Raw genomic sequence first — 17,097 nt, 5'->3', positions numbered from 1 at the left:
GGAGGTGCCGCGCGGTGTGCCGTCGAGCGCACTCCATGCGGCACACTGCCTGCCATGAAGACCGCCGCGTACGTCGGGATCCTGGACCGTGAAGGAGCGTTGCTGGCTGCTGCCGCCGAGGCGGCGGGCACCGGCTCCGAGGTGCCGACCTGCCCGGACTGGCGGGTGCGGGACCTGCTGCGGCACACGGGGATGGTGCACCGCTGGGCGACGGCGTTCGTCGCCGAGGGGCACACCGGCCCCCGGCGGGCAGACGACCCGCCCGTCCTCGACGGCGGCCCGCTGCTGAGCTGGTTCCGGGAGGGACACGAACGGCTCGTCGACGCCCTCGCCGGCGCCGAGCCCGACGTGCGGTGCTGGCACTTCCTGCCCGCACCGTCACCGCTGGCCTTCTGGGCCAGGCGGCAGGCGCACGAGACGACCGTGCACCGGATCGACGCCGAGTCGGCCCGCGGCGGCGAACCCACCGCCGTCGGTGTGGACTTCGCGGTGGACGGCATCGACGAGTTGCTGTGCGCCTTCCACGCCCGCCCGAGGAGCGCGGTGCGCACCGAGGAGCCCCGCACGCTGCGGGTGCGGGCGACGGACGGGCCGGACGCGGTGTGGACCGTACGGCTGTCCGCGCAGCCGCCGGTGACCGTGCGGGCGGAGGAGGGGGACGCCGACTGCGAGCTGTCCGGCCCCGCCGCGCAGCTCTATCCGGCGCTGTGGAACCGCCGGCCCTTCCCGGAGGTGACCGGCGACGGCGCGCTCGCCGCGTTGTGGCGCGAGCGGTCGGGCGTCACCTGGAAGTGAGCCGAACGCCCGAGGGCGTCGGTCAGCCGGTCAGCATGCGGTGCAGCACCGCCCGCTGCACCGGGAGCGCCTCGCCGTGCCTGGCGCGCCCCTGCGGGGTGAGCGCCACCCGCACGCCCCGCCGGTCCTCGGCGCACATGGAGCGCTCGACGAGACCGTCCCTCTCCAGCCGGGTGAACAGACGCGACAACGCGCTCTGACTGAGGTGGACCCGCTCGGAGATCTCCTGGACCCGGTATCCGTAGGAGCCGGGACCGTCCTCGTCCGGAGTGCCGGCCAGGACGTCCAGGACCTCGAAGTCGCTTGCGCACAGGCCGTGTCCGTGCAGCGCGCGGTCGAGTTCGCACTGGACACGGGCGTGGAGGACCAGGATCGAGCGCCACCGGGTCACGAGCACCTGTTCGGCCTTCTTCGCCGCCATCCGCGCACCGTAGCAGAGCCCTTCGCGGCGGTCTCCGCGCCGACGGAACCCCGCCCCTTCTGGGAGACTTGGCACCATGGAGACCTACGGGGGACGGCGCACGCAGGGCGAACGGGACGCCATCACCGTCGAGATCGGCTACGCGCTGTGCAGCGCGGCGTTCGCGGCGGCCGTGCTGTTCGGCGCGGTGGCGGGGCCGGCGTATCTCTTCGATCTGACGGGCACGCCGCGCACGGCGCTCGTCGGGGCGGGCGCGGTGCTCGCCGTGGTGGTGTTCGCCGTCCGGGTGGTGAGCGTGCTGGTCCGGTTCGCGCGCGGCGGTCAGCCGAGCCAGCCCGGGCGCACGAGCCCCGACTCGTAGGCGAGGACCACCAGTTGGGCCCGGTCGCGGGCACCCAGCTTCACCATGGTGCGGCTGACGTGGGTCTTGGCGGTCAGCGGGCTGACGACCAGCCGGCGGGCGATCTCCTCGTTGGACAGTCCGATGCCGACCAGCGCCATCACCTCGCGCTCCCGCTCGGTCAGCCGGGCCATCTCGGCGGCCGCCGCGGGTTTCTTGGAGCGGGCCGCGAACTCGGCGATCAGCCGGCGGGTCACCCCGGGTGAGAGCAGCGCGTCGCCGTCCACCACCGCCCTCACGGCGCGCAGGAGTTCCTCGGGTTCGGTGTCCTTGACCAGGAAGCCGGAGGCGCCGGAGCGGATCGCCTCGAAGACGTACTCGTCGAGTTCGAAGGTGGTGAGCATGACCACCTTCACGTCGTGCAGCCCCGGGTCGCCGGTGACCTCGCGGGTCGCGGCGAGGCCGTCCCGCAGGGGCATGCGGATGTCCATGAGGACGACGTCGGGGCGCAGTTCGCGGATGGAGCGCACCGCCTCCTCGCCGTCGGCGGCCTCCGCGACCACCTCGATGTCCGGCTGCGCGTCCAGCAGCGCCCGGAAGCCGGCCCGTACCAACGACTGGTCGTCGACGAGCAGTACGCGGATCACCGGTCGTCCTCCTTGGGGTGTGTCGTGTGCTTCACGTCGATCGGCAGGGCCGCCAGCACCCGGAAGCCACCGTCGGGACGCTGGCCCGCGTCGATGGTGCCACCGAGGGCCGCCGCGCGCTCCCGCATCCCGGCCAGCCCGTTGCCGCTGCCGCCCGCCTCGGCTCCCGTCGCGGGGCCGTCGTCGTCGACGCGCAGCAGCAGCGTGTTCCCGTCCCGGTCGAGGCGGACGTGCGCGCGCCGGGAACCCGAGTGCCGGACCACGTTGGTGAGCGCCTCCTGCACGATGCGGAACGCGGCCAGGTCGGTACCGGGCGACAGGCGCGGCGGTTTCCCCGCCACCTCGACGGTGAGGCCCGTGCTCGCCGCCTGCTCGACCAGTTCGGGGAGCCGGTCGAGACCGGGGGCCGGAGCGCGCGGCGCGTCCCCCGGGCTGCGCAGGGTGTCGAGTACCTGCCGCACCTCGCCGAGCGCCTCCTTGCTCTGGTCCTTGATGGTGGTGAGCGCGGTGCGGGCCTGTTCCGGATCGGTGTCCAGGAGGGCCAGTCCGACACCGGCCTGCACATTGATGACGGAGATACTGTGCGCCAGGACGTCGTGCAGCTCGCGGGCGATCCGCAGCCGCTCCTCGTCCGCGCGCCGCCGTGCCGCCTGCGCCCGCTCCGCCCGCTCCCGCGCCCACTGCTCGCGGCGGGCCCGGGCCGGCTCCGACAGGGCCGCGACGGCCACCACCCAGGTGGCGATCACGAGTTCCTGTCCCCAGGACGCGGCCGAGTCCCCGGACGGCGGCAGCCACCGGTAGAGCCAGTGCGCCACCAGGGCGTGCCCGGCCCACAGGGCTCCCATCGCCGCCCACGCCGCCTTGCGGTGCCCGGCGACCACGGCACTGAAGCAGGCCACCGCGACGGCCACGAACACGGGGCCGTACGGGTATCCGGCGCCCAGATAAACCAGGGTGGTGACGGCCGTGCCGAACACGACCGGCACCGGGTACCGCTGCCGCCACAGCAGGGCGGCGCCGGTCACGAACAGCAGCACGCGCGCGAAGGGGTCCAGGGCGGCCCGCTCCCCCGCCTGGGCGTGGGCGGCGAAGTTCGAGCCGAACAGCACGAACGCCGTGATGAGCACGGTGGAGCGCCAGGGCCACCGGGGGGCGCCATCCTCGTCGCCCCGCCGGTCCCACCACGCGGGCCCGTGCCGCCACCACCGCGGTGCCCGGCGCGCGGGATCGTGCTGTCCGTCCATGTCCGCCACGCTAGACGCCGGGCGCGCCGGGCGGCGTCACCCGCGCGTGGTCGTCACGCGTACTCCCGGCGAAGTACGCCCGCGCACGGCCACGGGGCGTCGGGCGTCGAGGGCCCCGGTCCGGCCCGGGCCGGCCGCGTGGGCGAGCCGGTCCGTCACGAACAGCCGGTCCGCCGCGAAGAGCGGCTCCGCAGCGGCACCGGTCCGGCCTGCCCCGTGCGCAGGTGCGCGGGTGCACAGGTACGCAGGTGCGCGGGTACGCAGGTGCGCGGGTACGCAGGTGCACAGGTGCACAGGTGCACAGGTGCACAGGTGACGAGGAGTACGTCGCCCACCCGGGCGGCGGCCGGGACGGTGTCCTCGGGCCGCGGTGCCCGGCACCGGCGGCCCGAGGGTCGGCGTGCACGCGGCGGGGCAGGCAGGCGGCGGGCGAGCAGGCAGGCGGGCTGCGAGCGGGCGAGCAGGCGGACGCGTACCGTCCGGCCCGGGTGGGCACCGGCCTCCGGGCTCGGACGGACCGTCGGCGACGGTCAGGCGCCGGTCTCCTCCCCGGCGGACGGCGCGGTCGGCGCGGACGCCTCGGTCGGCTCGGGCCGCCGGTCCATCGCCGCCAGCGCCCGCTGCGCCAGCGGATGGCCGCGGACCAGCTCGCCCAGCGAGGTCGAGCCCTGTGTGATGTCCTTGAACGCCTTCCACGCCGGGCGGAACCCGGTCAGGGCCGCGTGGAAGAGCCCGGGCCGGCGCTCGAACACCGCCAGCATGCGCTTGCCGACGCTCATCTCCACGCCGAGACCGGCCTTGACGGCGAACGCGTAGTTCAGGGCCTGCTTGCGGGCGTCCACGGCGTCGTGCGCCTCGGAGATGCGCACCGCCCACTCCCCCGCGAGCCGCCCCGAGCGCAGCGCGAAGGAGATGCCCTCGCGGGTCCACGGCTCCAGGAGCCCGGCCGCGTCCCCGCACACCAGGACCCGGCCACGCGAGAGCGGCGAGTCGTCGGCGCGGCAGCGGGTCAGGTGGCCTGAGGAGATGCTGGGTTCGAACCCGGCCAGTCCGAGCCGGGCCACGAAGTCCTCCAGGTACCGCTTGGTCGCCGCGCCCTCGCCGCGCGCCGAGATCACCCCGACGGTGAGCGTGTCGCCCTTGGGGAAGACCCAGCCGTAACTGCCGGGGATCGGGCCCCAGTCGATGAGCACCCGGCCCTTCCAGTCCTCGGCGACCGTCTCGGGTACCGGGATCTCCGCCTCCAGTCCGAGGTCGACCTGGTCCAGCTTCACCCCGACGTGGGCGCCTATCCGGCTGGCGCTGCCGTCCGCGCCGACGACGGCCCGGGTCAGCACGGTCTCGCCGCCCTGGAGGACGACGGCGACCGTGCGCCGGTCCGGGACCGCCGACCCGTGCTGCTCCACCCGGGTCACCGTCGCCCCGGTGCGCAGTTCGGCGCCCGCCTTCTGGGCGTGCTCGACGAGCTGGAGGTCGAACTCCGGCCGGTTGATCAGCCCGAACAGCATCTGCCGGGAGCGCCGGGTCCGGGTGAAGCGCCCGTTGTTCGAGAAGGTCACCGCGTGCACACGGTCCTGGAAGGGCAGCTCGAAGCCGGGCGGGAGGGTGTCGCGCGAGGGGCCGATGATGCCGCCGCCGCACGTTTTGTAGCGGGGCAGCTCGGCCTTCTCCAGCAACAGGACGCGTCGCCCCGCGACCGCCGCCGCGTAGGCGGCCGAGGCCCCCGCCGGTCCCGCGCCCACCACGACCACGTCCCAGACCTGACGCGCGTCGTCCGCCGAAGAGTTCTCGCTGCTCACGATGGTCTACTGCTCCGATCAAACCGCATGCCGCACCTGACCCCCGCATCCTACGGCGGGCATCGCCGCAGGCCACTGTGGGAGGATCGGCCCGTCATTCCAAGTACTCCTTGGTACAACGTCGCACCCACAAGGAGCGTGCCCATGTCGCCGAATCCGGTCGCCGAGACCGTCGCTTCGCTGATGCCCCGCGCGAAGGAGGAACTCGCCGCGCTGGTGGCCTTCAAATCGGTGGCCGACTTCGACCAGTTCCCGCGCAGCGAGAGCGAAGGCGCCGCCGACTGGATAGCGACGGCCCTGCGTGCCGAGGGCTTCCAGGACGTGGCCCTGCTGGACACCCCGGACGGCACCCAGTCGGTGTACGGGCACCTGCCGGGGCCCGAGGGCGCGAAGACGGTGCTGCTCTACGCCCACTACGACGTGCAGCCGCCGCTGGACGAGGCGGGCTGGGTCACGCCGCCGTTCGAGCTGACCGAGCGCGACGGCCGCTGGTACGGGCGGGGCACCGCGGACTGCAAGGGCGGTGTGCTGATGCACCTGCTCGCGCTGCGCGCGCTGAAGGCGAACGGCGGCGTGCCGGTGCACGTCAAGGTGATCGCCGAGGGTTCCGAGGAGCAGGGCACGGGCGGCCTGGAGCGGTACGCCGAAGCGCACCCCGAGCTGCTGGCCGCCGACACCATCGTCATCGGCGACGCGGGCAACTTCCGCGTCGGTCTGCCGACGGTCACCTCCACGCTGCGCGGCATGACGCTGCTGCGCGTGAAGGTCGACACGCTCGAAGGCAACCTGCACTCCGGTCAGTTCGGCGGCGCGGCGCCCGACGCGCTGGCCGCCCTGATCCGCGTACTGGACTCGCTGCGTGCCGAGGACGGCTCGACGACCGTCGACGGTCTGGCGGCGGACAGCACGTGGGAGGGCCTGGCCTACGACGAGGAGCAGTTCCGCAAGGACGCGCGCGTGCTGGACGGCGTGGAGCTGATCGGTTCCGGTTCGGTCGCCGACCGGATCTGGGCGCGGCCCGCCGTCACGGTGCTCGGCATCGACTGCCCGCCGGTCGTCGGCGCCACCCCGTCGGTGCAGGCAGGCGCCCGTGCGCTGGTGAGCCTGCGGGTGCCGCCGGGCGTGGACGCGGCCGAGGCCACCAAGCTGCTCCGGGCCCACCTGGAGACGCGGACGCCGTGGGGCGCCCGGGTCGCCGTCGAGCAGATCGGCCAGGGCCAGGCGTTCCGCGCCGACACCACGAGCCCGGCGTACCAGGCCATGGCGGACGCGATGGCGGTGGCGTACCCGGGCGAGGAGATGCAGTACGCCGGTCAGGGCGGCTCCATCCCGCTGTGCAACACCCTGGCGGCCCTCTACCCGCAGGCGGAGATCCTGCTGATCGGCCTGAGCGAGCCGGAGGCCCAGATCCACGCCGTGAACGAGAGCGTCTCCCCCGGGGAGCTGGAGCGGCTGTCGGTGGCCGAGGCCCACTTCCTGCGCAACTACGCGGCGAGCTGAGCCGGCTCCCGCACCGCGTTCTGCCGTCGGCAGAGGGGCCTCGCCACCCGGCGGGGCCCTGCCTACGGTCGTCGTACGGACGTCGTGGAGATCCTTCCGTGCCTGCACCTGCTGCGCTTCCCGGTCGGTCAGGCGTATCTCTGGCGCGACGGCGACGAGGTGACGCTGATCGACGCCGGACCGGCCGGGTACGGCGCGCGCGTCGTCGAGACCGCGCGGGCCGCCGGCCGGGTACGGCGGGTCGTGCTCACCCACTTCCACGAGGACCACGCGGGCGGGGCGCAGGAGGTGGCCGTGCTCACCGGGGCGGAGGTGGTGGCGCACGCCGTCGAGGCGCCCGTCGTACGGGGCAAGGTGTCCGGCCCGCCGCCCGTGCTCGAGGACTGGGAGCGTCCGCTGTACGAGAACGCCGTGCGTCGGCTCCCGCGAGGCGGCTTCGCCCGGCCGGACCGGGTGACCGAGGTGGTGGACGGCGACATCCTGGACTTCGGCGGCGGGGCCCGGATCGTCCACGCGCCGGGCCACACGGACGGGAGCGTCGCGCTGCACCTCCCGTCCCACGGCGTGCTGTGCACGGGGGACGCGGTCGCCGCCTCGCCGGTCGACGGCACGGTGCTGCTCGGCGTGTTCAACCTCGACCGGGACCGGGCGGTGGCGTCCTTCGGGCGGCTGGCGGCCCTCGACGCGGAGGTGGCCTGCTTCGGTCACGGGGATCCGGTGACCGCGTGGGCCGGGGAGGTACTGAGGGCTTCGGCGCGGACGTACGGGGCGGCGGGCTGACGTCAGCCGACCGGCGTGCCCGCCTCCAGGTAGTGGGCGGCGCCGCGCTCGCGGGCCCGCAGTGCCCAGCGCAGCCGCTCGTAGCGGACCGGGGGCAGCAGGGCGGCGGCCTCGTCCTCGGTGACGAAGCGCCACGCGCGCAGCTCGGCGCCGGGCAGCAGGACCCGGTCGGCGTCCGCGGAGTCGAGCCGGCCGCCGTCGAAGAGCAGCCGCAGACCGCCGTGGGCGGGGGGCGCCGGGGGTTCCCAGTCGACGACCAGCAGGGCGGGTGCGTCCCGCAGGTGGAGGCCGGTCTCCTCGGCGACCTCGCGCATACCGGCGCGGGCGGGTGCCTCGCCGGGTTCGACCACGCCGCCGGGGAACTCCCAGCCGGGTTTGTAGGTGGGGTCGACGAGCAGGACCCGGTCCCGGTCGTCGAAGAGCAGGACTCCGGCGGCGACGGTCTCGCCGGTGGGTTCCGGGGTCTGCACGATCTCGCAGGCCGGCACGGCGCCCGTGCCGACGGCCTCGGCGACCCGGGCGGCGGCCTGGTACGGGGTGAGGGCGCCGGTGTCGACGGGATGGGCGTCGGCGGTGAGCCAGGAGGCGAGGGCCGCGCGGTAGGGCTCGATGTGGTCGTAGGACCACTGGCGTACCCGCATCTCGCCGTCCGGCAGGCCCTCGGGTATTTCCCGGCTCGCTATGCGGTCCCGCAGGATCGTTTCGGCCGGGGCCAGCAGGACGTGCCGGACGTCGATCCGGCGGGCGGCGAGACCACCGAAGATCTCGTCCCGGTACTCCTGGCGCAGGAGGGTCATCGGGACCACGAGCGTCCCGCCGAGGTCGGCGAGGAGCGCGGCCGCCGTGTCGATCACCATCCGGCGCCAGATCGGCAGGTCCTGGAAGTCGCCCACCTCGGCCAGGCGTTTGGGTGGCAGGAGGTGCGCGAGCGCCCCGCCGACGACCTCGGGGTCGAAGAGTGTGCTGTTCGGGATCAGTTCGATCAGTTCCCGTGCGGTGGTGGTCTTCCCCGCACCGAACGCGCCGTTGATCCAGACGACGGTCACAGGTCCCCCTCTTCTGTTGGCCCCCTGTGGCTTGCCCGCTTCACCCTGCCACGGAAACCAGGCGGAGTTGAGGGCGCGCGAAAGGGCATATGACAACGGCGCCGGCGCCCCCGAGGGGCACCGGCGCCTTGAGGTCCGGGCAGGGCGCGTCGCCCCGGCCGGGGGCGTCAGCCCAGCGGTCCCAGGGCGTCCTTGTCCACGGTCAGGCTGTCGGTGGCGACGGTGTCCTGCAGGGTGCTGACGGTGTCGTCCACGTCGAGATTGAGCGGGAGGTCGCTCGGGGCGGCGTGGGAAGGGCTGACGGCCGCGACGACGAAGCCGGTGGCCAGGGACGCGAGGGCGAGCATGCTGCGCTTCTTCATGCCCCGTTCAACTACGCCGACGCGCCGGGGTCACGGGCACGGCCGGGAAAGCCCGCGAACACATCGGCGCTCCCACCGGCTCCCGGACTCAGCCGCGTGTGCGGGCCGCACCGCCATGCCCGAACGGGCGCGCGCCACCACACGCGGAACCCGGACGCGTTCGACCGTCCCACCACCGCACGGCGACGCGCTCGGGGCCACGGCACCACCACCGAACCGCACCCGGACGCCCACGCCCACCGCAACCTCGTGGCCGGACGCGCCCCGCCACACCCCCGCGCCCTGGCGCGTCCGCCCGTCGCACCGCCGTCGTACTCCCGACGCGCGCCCCGCCGCACCACCGCGCCCAGCCGCACACCGGCCGGGCCTTCCGCACTCAGACGTGCGCGGCCGGCGCGCTCGCCGTCCGTGACAGGGCCGCCGCGGCCGCGCCGACCAGCCCGGCGTCCGTGCCCATCTGGGCGGGAACGACCACCAGCCGCTGGACGAAGGAGAGCGTCGCGTAGTCGGTGAGCGCCTTGCGCAAGGGGGCGAAGAGGACCTCGCCCGCCTTCCCCACACCCCCGCCGACCACGGCGATGTCGATCTCGACCAGGGTCGCGGTGGCCGCGATACCGGCGGCCAGCGCCTGCGCGGCCCGCTCGAAGGAGGCGACGGCGACGGGGTCGCCCCGTCGGGCGGCGGCGGCGACCGCGGCGGCTGAGGTGTCGCCGTCCGGGCCGGGCAGCCAGCCTGCGTCGAGGGCGCGGCGGGCGATGTTGGGGCCGCTCGCTATGCGCTCCACGCAGCCGCGCGCACCGCACGGACAGGGGTCGCCGTCGAGGTCGACGCTGATGTGACCGATGTGGCCGGCGTTGCCGGTCGGTCCGGGGTGCAGCCGACCGCCCAGCACCAGACCGCCGCCGACGCCCGTCGACACCACCATGCACAGCGCGTTGTCGTGCCCTCGGGCGGCACCCTGCCAGTGTTCGGCGGCCGTGATGGCCACCCCGTCCCCGATCAGCTCCACGGGCAGCCCGCCCACGGCGTCCCGGACCCGCCGGACCAGCGGGTAGTCGCGCCAGCCGGGCACGTTCACCGGGCTGACCGTACCGGCCGAGGCGTCCACCGGGCCCGCGCTGCCGATGCCGACGGCCGTGGCCCTGCCCCACAGGGGCGACGTCATCAGCTCCGCGAGGACGGCCTCGACGGCCCCCATCACGGTGTCACCGTCCTGCCGGGCGGGTGTCGCACGCTGTGCGCGCGCCTGGATACGGCCGTGGCCGTCCACCAGCGCGCCGGCGATCTTGGTGCCGCCGATGTCCAGCGCTGCCACGAGGTCGGTGTGCATCAGAGTCGGATCTCCCCGTCGGACCGAAAGCGATAAAGCCGTACACAAGAGCGCGCGGCGACCGGCCCCGCGGTGGGGACGAGGGCCGGAGAGTGCGATGGACAGTGTCTCCCGCATCTGACAACGTTGTCCAGGCTCTATGCTCGACGCCACATCCTCATACAAACCCATCACCGGCACATCCCCCCGGACAGCAGGAGCCGACGCATTCCCGTGGACGACAGGACAGGACACCGCATCGTGCCCGACACGACCCGCCGCGCAGACCGCCTCCCCGGGAACCGTTACGGCAACCGCCCGACGATGAAGGACGTCGCCGCCCGGGCGGGTGTCGGCCTCAAGACCGTCTCCCGGGTGGTCAACGGGGAGCCCGGCGTCACCCCGGAGACCGAGCGCCGCGTCCAGGAGGCCATCGACGCGCTGGGCTTCCGCCGCAACGACAGCGCACGGGTCCTGCGCAAGGGCCGCACCGCGAGCATCGGCCTGGTCCTGGAGGATCTGGCCGACCCGTTCTACGGGCCGCTCAGCCGCGCCGTCGAGGAGGTGGCCCGCGCCCACGGCGCCCTGCTGATCAACGGGTCGAGCGCGGAGGACCCGGACCGCGAGCAGGAGCTCGTGCTGGCGCTGTGCGCACGCCGCGTGGACGGGTTGGTCGTGATCCCCGCCGGGGACGACCACCGGTATCTGGAGCCCGAGCTGAAGGCGGGCGTCGCCACCGTGTTCGTGGACCGTCCGGCGGGGCAGATCGACGCGGACGTGGTGGTCTCCGACAACTTCGGCGGGGCCCGTGACGGCGTGGCCCACCTGATCGCGCACGGGCACCGCAGGATCGGCTTCATCGGCGACATGCCCCGCATCCACACCGCCGCCGAGCGGTTGCGCGGCTACCGGGCCGCCATGGAGGACGCGGGGATACCGGTCAAGGACTCCTGGATGTCCCTGGGTGTCACCGACCCGGTGCGGGTGCGGCAGGCGGCCGAGGAGATGCTCGCCGACCCGCACCCGGTGACCGCGATCTTCACGGGCAACAACCGGGTGACGGTCACCGTGATCCGGGTCCTGGCCGAGCACACCCGGGGTGTGGCCCTGGTCGGCTTCGACGACATCGAGCTGGCCGACCTGCTCCGGCCGGGCGTCACCGTGGTCGCGCAGGACGCGGCCGCCCTCGGCCGCACCGCCGCCGAGCGGCTCTTCCGCCAGCTGGACGGCACTCTCCTCGCCCCCGACCGCATCGAACTGCCGACCAGACTGGTCACCCGGGGCTCGGGCGAGCTGCCGCCGGCCGACTGAGCCGGCCGCGACGGACGACCGGCCCGCCCGGCCGGACACGGCCGGGCCTGTGAGCCGGTCGGCCCGCACGCGGGCGGGCCGACGCCCTGTCCCACCCCCACCGTCGGGAGGAAGCACACCGTGTCCCCACCACCGAGCGAGGACCGCGCACCCGCCGCAGGGCCGCCCGGCGAGGACCGTACGCTGCGGGCGCTCGGGCTGGACGGGGTGCCGCGCGAGGAGCCGCTGCTGTATCCGGGCGCGTGGCCCCGCGAGTCCGGGCTGCTGGTCGGGGACCGGCTGCTGCCGCTGGACCGGCCGGCGCGCGAGGAGTGGGAGGAGGCGGACGGCCGGGTCCCGGTGCTGGCGATCGGCTCCAACGCGAGCCCGGCCCAGCTGCGGCACAAGATGGCCGAGTTCGGGATCGACTCGCCGGTCCCGATGGTCAGGTCGCGGGTCACCGGGCTGGACATCGGCGTCTCCGCGCACGTGAGCCGCATGGGCTACGTGTCCGCCTCGCCGGTGGGCGCCCCCGGCGTCGTGCGGGAGCTGTTCGTGCTGTGGCTCGACGCCGAGCAGCTCGCGGTGATCGACGCCAGCGAGGGCGTGCCGATGGCGGGCGGCAACTTCGACCGCGTCCGGCTGCCCACGCCGGACGTCCGCGTGGAGCCGGGGGACGGCTCGGTGCCGGCCGTTGTGTACGCGTACGTCAACCGCCACGGCGTCCTGCACGACGGCACCGGCGTACCGCGGCGGCATCCGGGCGAGCAGCGGCCCCTGATCACGGGGTTGCTGCACGAGTCGGCACGGCTGCGGAAGCTGTTCGGCCAGACGCCGGAGGAGTTCTGTGCGCGGGCACGCGCGGACCGGTGGCTGTGCGACCGGGGGACGCGGCTGTTCGCCGAGGAGGGACGAGTGACGGCGTCCGGCCTGGAGCGGTACGTGGGTGCGGAGCCCGAGGAGCCCTTCGCCGGGGGCCGGACGTCGTCTTCGGGGCCTATTGCGCCGATGCCGTGAGGTCGCCGCGCCGCGGACCCGAGAAGCTCTCCAGGTCGGCGCGGGTCAGGCCGGTCAGCCGGGCGACCTCGCCGATGTCGAGGGCGCCGCAGTCCAGGCCGCGCAGCAGGTAGCCGCTGAGCGCCTTGGCGGTGGCGGGCTCGTCCATGACGTCGCCGCCGGTGCGGTTGGCATAGCGGGCGAGGCGGGCGGCGGCCTGCTCGAACCCCTCGCGGTAGAAGGCGAAGACGGCCGCGTACCGGGTGGGGATGTGGCCGGGGTGCATGTCCCAGCCCTGGTAGTAGGCGCGGGCCAGGGCGCGGCGGGTGAGGCCGTAGTGCAGGCGCCAGGCGTCGTGCACCTGGGCGGTGGGGCCGACCGGCAGGACGTTGGTCGAGCCGTCCGAGACGCGGACGCCGGTGCCGGCGGCGGCGACCTGCATGACCGCCTTGGCGTGGTCGGCGGCCGGGTGGTCGCTGGCCTGGTGGGCGGCGGAGACGCCGAGGCAGGCGCTGTAGTCGAAGGTGCCGTAGTGCAGGCCGGTGGCGCGGCCCTCGGCGGCCTGGATCATGCGGGCGACGGTGGCGGTGCCGTCGGCGGCGAGGATGGACTGGCTGGTCTCGATCTGGATCTCGAAGCCGATCCGGCCGGGCGTGAGACCGCGCGCCTTCTCGAAGGCCTGCAGGAGCCGCACCATGGCGGTGACCTGCTCGGGGTAGGTCACCTTGGGCAGGGTGAGGACCAGTCCGTCGGGCAGGCCGCCGGCCTCCATCAGGCCGCTGAGGAAGACGTCGAGGGTGCGGATGCCCCGGGCGCGCACCGGTGCCTCCATGCACTTCATGCGGATGCCCATGTACGGGGCGGCCGTGCCCTGCTCGTACGCCTCGGCGACCAGCCGGGCGGCGCGGGCGGCCGCCTCGTCCTCCTCGGCGTCCGTACGGTTGCCGTAACCGTCCTCGAAGTCGACGCGCAGGTCCTCGATCGGCTCGCGCTCCAGCTTGGTGCGTACGCGGGTGTACACGGGCTCGGCGAGGTCGTCGGCGAGGCCGAGGACGGCGGCGAAGGAGGCGGCGTCCGGGGCGTGTTCGTCGAGTGCGGTGAGGGCCTTCTCGCCCCAGGAGCGGATGGTGTCGGCGGCGAAGACGTCACCGGGGACGTACACGGTGTGGACGGGCTGGCGGGTGCCCGGGTCTCCGGGGTAGCGGCGCTCCAGCTCCGCGTCGACCGGCGCGAGGGAGGCACTGATCTCCTCGCCGACGGCGCCCGCGAGGCTCGTTGCCACCTTCTCCTGCTGACCCATCCGACACCCTCCTGATGTTCATTTTTCCGCTGAACGGAATCAGTTATCCGTAGTGCGAAGTTATCTGTCGGTCTCCCGCCGGTCAACACCCATCCTGCGCAGACGCCGAGGCCCCCGCGACCACGGACGGTCGCGGGGGCCTCGGCAGGACGTTGCCGCCGGGAGGGTCAGCCCTTGCGGGACTTCACTTCCTCGGTGAGCTGCGGCACGACGTCGAAGAGGTCGCCGACGACGCCGTAGTCGACCAGCTCGAAGATCGGGGCCTCGGCGTCCTTGTTGATCGCCACGATCGTCTTGGACGTCTGCATGCCGGCCCGGTGCTGGATCGCACCCGAGATGCCGGAGGCGATGTACAGCTGCGGGGAGACCGACTTGCCGGTCTGGCCCACCTGGTTGGTGTGCGGGTACCAGCCCGCGTCCACCGCGGCGCGCGAGGCGCCGACGGCCGCGCCGAGCGAGTCGGCGAGGGCCTCGATGATCGCGAAGTTCTCCGCGCCGTTGACGCCGCGGCCGCCGGAGACGACGATCGCGGCCTCGGTCAGTTCCGGGCGGCCGGTCGACTCGCGCGGCGTGCGCGAGGTGACCTTGGTGCCGGTCGCGGCGGCGGAGAAGGTGACCGACAGGGCCTCGACGGCGCCGGCGGCCGGGGCGGGCTCCACGGAGGCCGAGTTCGGCTTGACCGTGATGACCGGGGTGCCCTTGGAGACGCGGGACTTGGTGGTGAAGGCGGCGGCGAACACCGACTGGGTGGCCACCGGGCCCTCGTCGCCGGACTCCAGGTCGACGGCGTCGGTGATGATGCCCGAGCCCAGGCGCAGCGCCAGGCGGGCGGCGATCTCCTTGCCCTCGGCGGAGGAGGGGACCAGCACGGCGGCCGGGGAGACGGCCTCGACAGCGGCCTGGAGGGCGTCGACCTTCGGCACGACCAGGTAGTCGGCGTACTCGGCGGCCTCGTGGGTGAGGACCTTCACCGCGCCGTGCTCGGCGAGGACGGCGGCGGTGTCGGCGGCGCCGCCTCCCAGCGCGACGGCGACGGGCTCGCCGACGCGGCGGGCCAGCGTCAGCAGTTCCAGGGTCGGCTTGCGGACGGCACCGTCCACGTGATCGACGTAGACGAGAACTTCAGCCATGGGACTTCTTCTCTCCTGCTTGCGAAAGATGAGGGGCGGTCAGCGGGGCGCGGCTCAGATGAACTTCTGGCCCGCGAGGAACTCGGCGAGCTGCTTGCCGCCCTCGCCCTCGTCCTTGACGATCGTGCCCGCGGTGCGCGCCGGACGCTCGGCGGCCGACTCGACGACCGTGTAGGCGTTCTCCAGGCCGACCTCGTCCTCGTCGATGTCGAGGTCGGACAGGTCCCAGGACTCCACCGGCTTCTTCTTGGCCGCCATGATGCCCTTGAAGGAGGGGTAACGCGCCTCGCCCGACTGGTCGGTGACCGACACGACCGCCGGCAGGGAGGCCTCCAGCTGCTCGGTGGCCGAGTCGCCGTCGCGGCGGCCCTTGACCGTGCCGCCCTCGACCGAGACCTCGGACAGCAGCGTCACCTGCGGCACGCCCAGGCGCTCGGCGAGCAGCGCGGGGACGACGCCCATGGTGCCGTCGGTGGAGGCCATGCCGGAGACGACCAGGTCGTACCCGGCCTTCTCGACGGCCTTGGCCAGGACCAGGGAGGTGCCGATGGCGTCGGTGCCGTGCAGGTCGTCGTCCTCGACGTGGATCGCCTTGTCCGCGCCCATGGACAGCGCCTTGCGCAGGGCGTCCTTGGCGTCCTCGGGACCCACGGTCAGGACGGTGACCTCGACGTCGTCGTCGGAGTTCTCGGAGATCTGCAGCGCCTGCTCGACCGCGTACTCGTCCAGCTCGGAGAGCAGACCGTCCACGTCGTCCCGGTCGACGGTCAGGTCATCGGCGAAGTGCCGGTCGCCAGTGGCGTCGGGCACGTACTTCACAGTGACAACGATCCTCAAGCTCACGCCGGCTCTCCTACTGCGTCGACATTTCCAGTGCTGCCTCTTGCAGGCAGCATAGGCGCCCCAAGCGGCCGATCCCGGTCGGGGCGACCTGCGCTCCGCCGGAATATTACTCGTCAGTACACCCAGTTCCTGCCCGCTAAGCAAGCGCTTTGAACTGTGACCTTCGCAACGCAGCGTAACCGGAACTCGACGCCTGCGCAGACGGCGTCCCGCCGACCGGTCAGTCGCGCAGACCCCGGTAACGCCCCTGGTGGTACAGCAGCGGCTGGCCGTCTCCGGCGGGGTCGCCGAGGAGGACCTCCGCCAGCACGATCCGATGGTCCCCCGCGGGCACCCGGCCGGCCACCCGGCACACGAGCCAGGCGAGCACGCCGTCCAGCACGGGCACGCCCTCGGGCCCCTCCCGCCAGGCGGTGGGAGCCGCGAAACGGTCGGCGCCGCTGCGGGCGAAGGTGGCCGCCAGTTCCTCCTGGTGCTCGCCGAGCAGGTGGACGCCGACGTACTCCGCCTCCGAGACCGCGGGCCAGCACGAGGAACCGGTGCCGATGCCGAAGGAGAGCAGCGGCGGGCGGGCGGAGACGGAGGTGAGGGACGTGGCCGTGAAACCGGCCGGACCGCCGGACCCCCGCGCGGTGATCACGGCGACGCCCGCCGCGTGCCGCCGGAAGACGGACCGCAGCAGGTCGTCGGTGGCGGGCCGCGGCGCGGCGAGGTCCGGTGTGGCCGTCATGCGGGGTGGTCCTTCTGTGTTGCGCCTCGGCCCCGGGAACCTGGAGCGGGGCACGGGGGCGGGCTGACGACGGGTGGCACACACAGTCAATTACGTCCCGGATGTCGAAGCTGTGGAGAAGGCCTCACCACCGAGGTGGCGCTTGTCACACCGCCTCGCCCAGCGCGGCGATCACGTCCGCCGTGCGCGGCTGCCCGACGGCGCGCCGTACGACACGGCCGTCGGCGTCCAGTACCAGCACGGTGGGAGTCTTGAGCACGTCGAGGGCGCGGACCAGTTCCAGGTGGCCCTCGGCGTCGATCTCGACGTGGGCGACGCCGGGGACCATGCCGGCCACCTCGCCGAGCACGCGTCGGGTGGCCCGGCAGGGCGCGCAGAAGGCGCTGGAGAACTGCACGAGCGTGGCGCGGGCTCCGAGTTCGGCTCCCAGGTCCGCCGCGTCCAGCCGCGGGGCGCCGGTCTCCGGCCGCCCGCCGTCGTCCTGCTCGCGCACCAGCGCACTCCCGTTCCGCCGCCACTGCGGCCGTCCTGGGCACGCGTACCCCGCGCGCCCTCGATCCGGTCC

18 protein-coding genes are annotated in these 17,097 nt (G+C 73.9%); 6 read left to right on the top strand and 12 right to left on the bottom strand.

The window, feature by feature from the left end:
• Window positions 1-54 precede the first annotated feature (54 nt).
• Window positions 55-795, top strand: a complete 741-nt coding sequence (locus AB0P07_RS05215) for a maleylpyruvate isomerase family mycothiol-dependent enzyme (RefSeq protein WP_365545317.1) — start codon at window positions 55-57, stop codon at window positions 793-795.
• A gap of 22 nt (window positions 796-817) precedes the next feature.
• On the opposite strand, the gene AB0P07_RS05210 is transcribed toward AB0P07_RS05215, so the two are convergent.
• Entirely contained in the window at window positions 818-1,216 is a 399-nt protein-coding gene (locus AB0P07_RS05210) for a MarR family transcriptional regulator (RefSeq protein ID WP_365545315.1), read from the bottom strand.
• Window positions 1,217-1,292: 76 nt separating this feature from the next.
• Between AB0P07_RS05210 and AB0P07_RS05205 the strand changes: the two genes are divergently transcribed.
• Window positions 1,293-1,577 (top strand): DUF6332 family protein, encoded by a 285-nt coding sequence (locus AB0P07_RS05205; protein ID WP_365545312.1) that lies wholly within the window; start codon window positions 1,293-1,295, stop codon window positions 1,575-1,577.
• On the opposite strand, the gene AB0P07_RS05200 is transcribed toward AB0P07_RS05205, so the two are convergent.
• From AB0P07_RS05200 to AB0P07_RS05190, 3 genes are all read right to left on the bottom strand, one after another.
• Window positions 1,538-2,203: a response regulator transcription factor gene (locus AB0P07_RS05200; RefSeq protein ID WP_365545308.1), complete on the bottom strand. Its 666-nt coding sequence runs from the start codon at window positions 2,201-2,203 to the stop codon at window positions 1,538-1,540. The genes AB0P07_RS05205 and AB0P07_RS05200 overlap by 40 nt on opposite strands.
• The gene (locus tag AB0P07_RS05195) at window positions 2,200-3,447 is read right to left on the bottom strand and encodes a sensor histidine kinase (RefSeq protein ID WP_365545305.1); all 1,248 of its coding nucleotides are present in this window, start codon (window positions 3,445-3,447) and stop codon (window positions 2,200-2,202) included. The genes AB0P07_RS05200 and AB0P07_RS05195 overlap by 4 nt, the downstream gene beginning before the upstream one ends.
• Before the next feature lie 530 nt (window positions 3,448-3,977).
• Window positions 3,978-5,246: a geranylgeranyl reductase family protein gene (locus AB0P07_RS05190; RefSeq protein ID WP_365545303.1), complete on the bottom strand. Its 1,269-nt coding sequence runs from the start codon at window positions 5,244-5,246 to the stop codon at window positions 3,978-3,980.
• 144 nt (window positions 5,247-5,390) lie between these two features.
• Between AB0P07_RS05190 and AB0P07_RS05185 the strand changes: the two genes are divergently transcribed.
• Window positions 5,391-6,746, top strand: a complete 1,356-nt coding sequence (locus AB0P07_RS05185; protein ID WP_365545300.1) for a dipeptidase — start codon at window positions 5,391-5,393, stop codon at window positions 6,744-6,746.
• Between the two features lie 84 nt (window positions 6,747-6,830).
• Window positions 6,831-7,526, top strand: a complete 696-nt coding sequence (locus AB0P07_RS05180; RefSeq protein ID WP_365545297.1) for an MBL fold metallo-hydrolase — start codon at window positions 6,831-6,833, stop codon at window positions 7,524-7,526.
• Between the two features lie 2 nt (window positions 7,527-7,528).
• Here AB0P07_RS05180 and AB0P07_RS05175 read toward each other — a convergent pair whose 3' ends face one another.
• The 3 genes from AB0P07_RS05175 to AB0P07_RS05165 all read right to left on the bottom strand — a co-directional run bounded on the left by AB0P07_RS05175 (window position 7,529) and on the right by AB0P07_RS05165 (window position 10,264).
• A complete protein-coding gene (locus AB0P07_RS05175; protein ID WP_365545295.1) occupies window positions 7,529-8,572 on the bottom strand; it encodes an NUDIX domain-containing protein in 1,044 nt (347 codons plus the stop codon).
• Between the two features lie 167 nt (window positions 8,573-8,739).
• Window positions 8,740-8,934: a hypothetical protein gene (locus AB0P07_RS05170; RefSeq protein WP_365545292.1), complete on the bottom strand. Its 195-nt coding sequence runs from the start codon at window positions 8,932-8,934 to the stop codon at window positions 8,740-8,742.
• A 376-nt stretch (window positions 8,935-9,310) separates the two neighbouring features.
• Entirely contained in the window at window positions 9,311-10,264 is a 954-nt protein-coding gene (locus AB0P07_RS05165) for an ROK family protein (protein WP_365545289.1), read from the bottom strand.
• Window positions 10,265-10,477: 213 nt separating this feature from the next.
• Here AB0P07_RS05165 and AB0P07_RS05160 point away from each other — a divergent pair, with 213 nt between their 5' ends.
• Complete coding sequence (locus AB0P07_RS05160) at window positions 10,478-11,554, top strand: LacI family DNA-binding transcriptional regulator (RefSeq protein ID WP_365545286.1); 1,077 nt, start codon at window positions 10,478-10,480, stop codon at window positions 11,552-11,554.
• A 120-nt stretch (window positions 11,555-11,674) separates the two neighbouring features.
• Window positions 11,675-12,550, top strand: a complete 876-nt coding sequence (locus AB0P07_RS05155) for a hypothetical protein (protein WP_365545283.1) — start codon at window positions 11,675-11,677, stop codon at window positions 12,548-12,550.
• Here the strand turns inward: AB0P07_RS05155 and AB0P07_RS05150 are convergent.
• The 5 genes from AB0P07_RS05150 to AB0P07_RS05130 all read right to left on the bottom strand — a co-directional run bounded on the left by AB0P07_RS05150 (window position 12,531) and on the right by AB0P07_RS05130 (window position 17,028).
• Window positions 12,531-13,829, bottom strand: a complete 1,299-nt coding sequence (locus AB0P07_RS05150) for an aldolase/citrate lyase family protein (protein WP_365545281.1) — start codon at window positions 13,827-13,829, stop codon at window positions 12,531-12,533. The two genes, AB0P07_RS05155 and AB0P07_RS05150, sit on opposite strands and share 20 nt — an antisense overlap.
• A 167-nt stretch (window positions 13,830-13,996) precedes the next feature.
• Entirely contained in the window at window positions 13,997-14,959 is a 963-nt protein-coding gene (locus tag AB0P07_RS05145) for an electron transfer flavoprotein subunit alpha/FixB family protein (protein ID WP_233647539.1), read from the bottom strand.
• Window positions 14,960-15,013: 54 nt separating this feature from the next.
• Window positions 15,014-15,802: an electron transfer flavoprotein subunit beta/FixA family protein gene (locus tag AB0P07_RS05140; protein ID WP_102928853.1), complete on the bottom strand. Its 789-nt coding sequence runs from the start codon at window positions 15,800-15,802 to the stop codon at window positions 15,014-15,016.
• Between the two features lie 220 nt (window positions 15,803-16,022).
• Window positions 16,023-16,532: a flavin reductase family protein gene (locus AB0P07_RS05135; RefSeq protein WP_365545278.1), complete on the bottom strand. Its 510-nt coding sequence runs from the start codon at window positions 16,530-16,532 to the stop codon at window positions 16,023-16,025.
• Window positions 16,533-16,677: 145 nt separating this feature from the next.
• Complete coding sequence (locus AB0P07_RS05130; RefSeq protein WP_365545860.1) at window positions 16,678-17,028, bottom strand: thioredoxin family protein; 351 nt, start codon at window positions 17,026-17,028, stop codon at window positions 16,678-16,680.
• Window positions 17,029-17,097 lie beyond the last annotated feature (69 nt).

Origin of the sequence: Streptomyces sp. NPDC085944 (assembly GCF_040686295.1) — a bacterium.
GTDB lineage: Bacteria > Actinomycetota > Actinomycetes > Streptomycetales > Streptomycetaceae > Streptomyces > Streptomyces salinarius.
The sequence above is the reverse complement of the archived record's forward strand: the minus strand, read 5'-3'. Positions and strand labels throughout refer to the sequence as shown.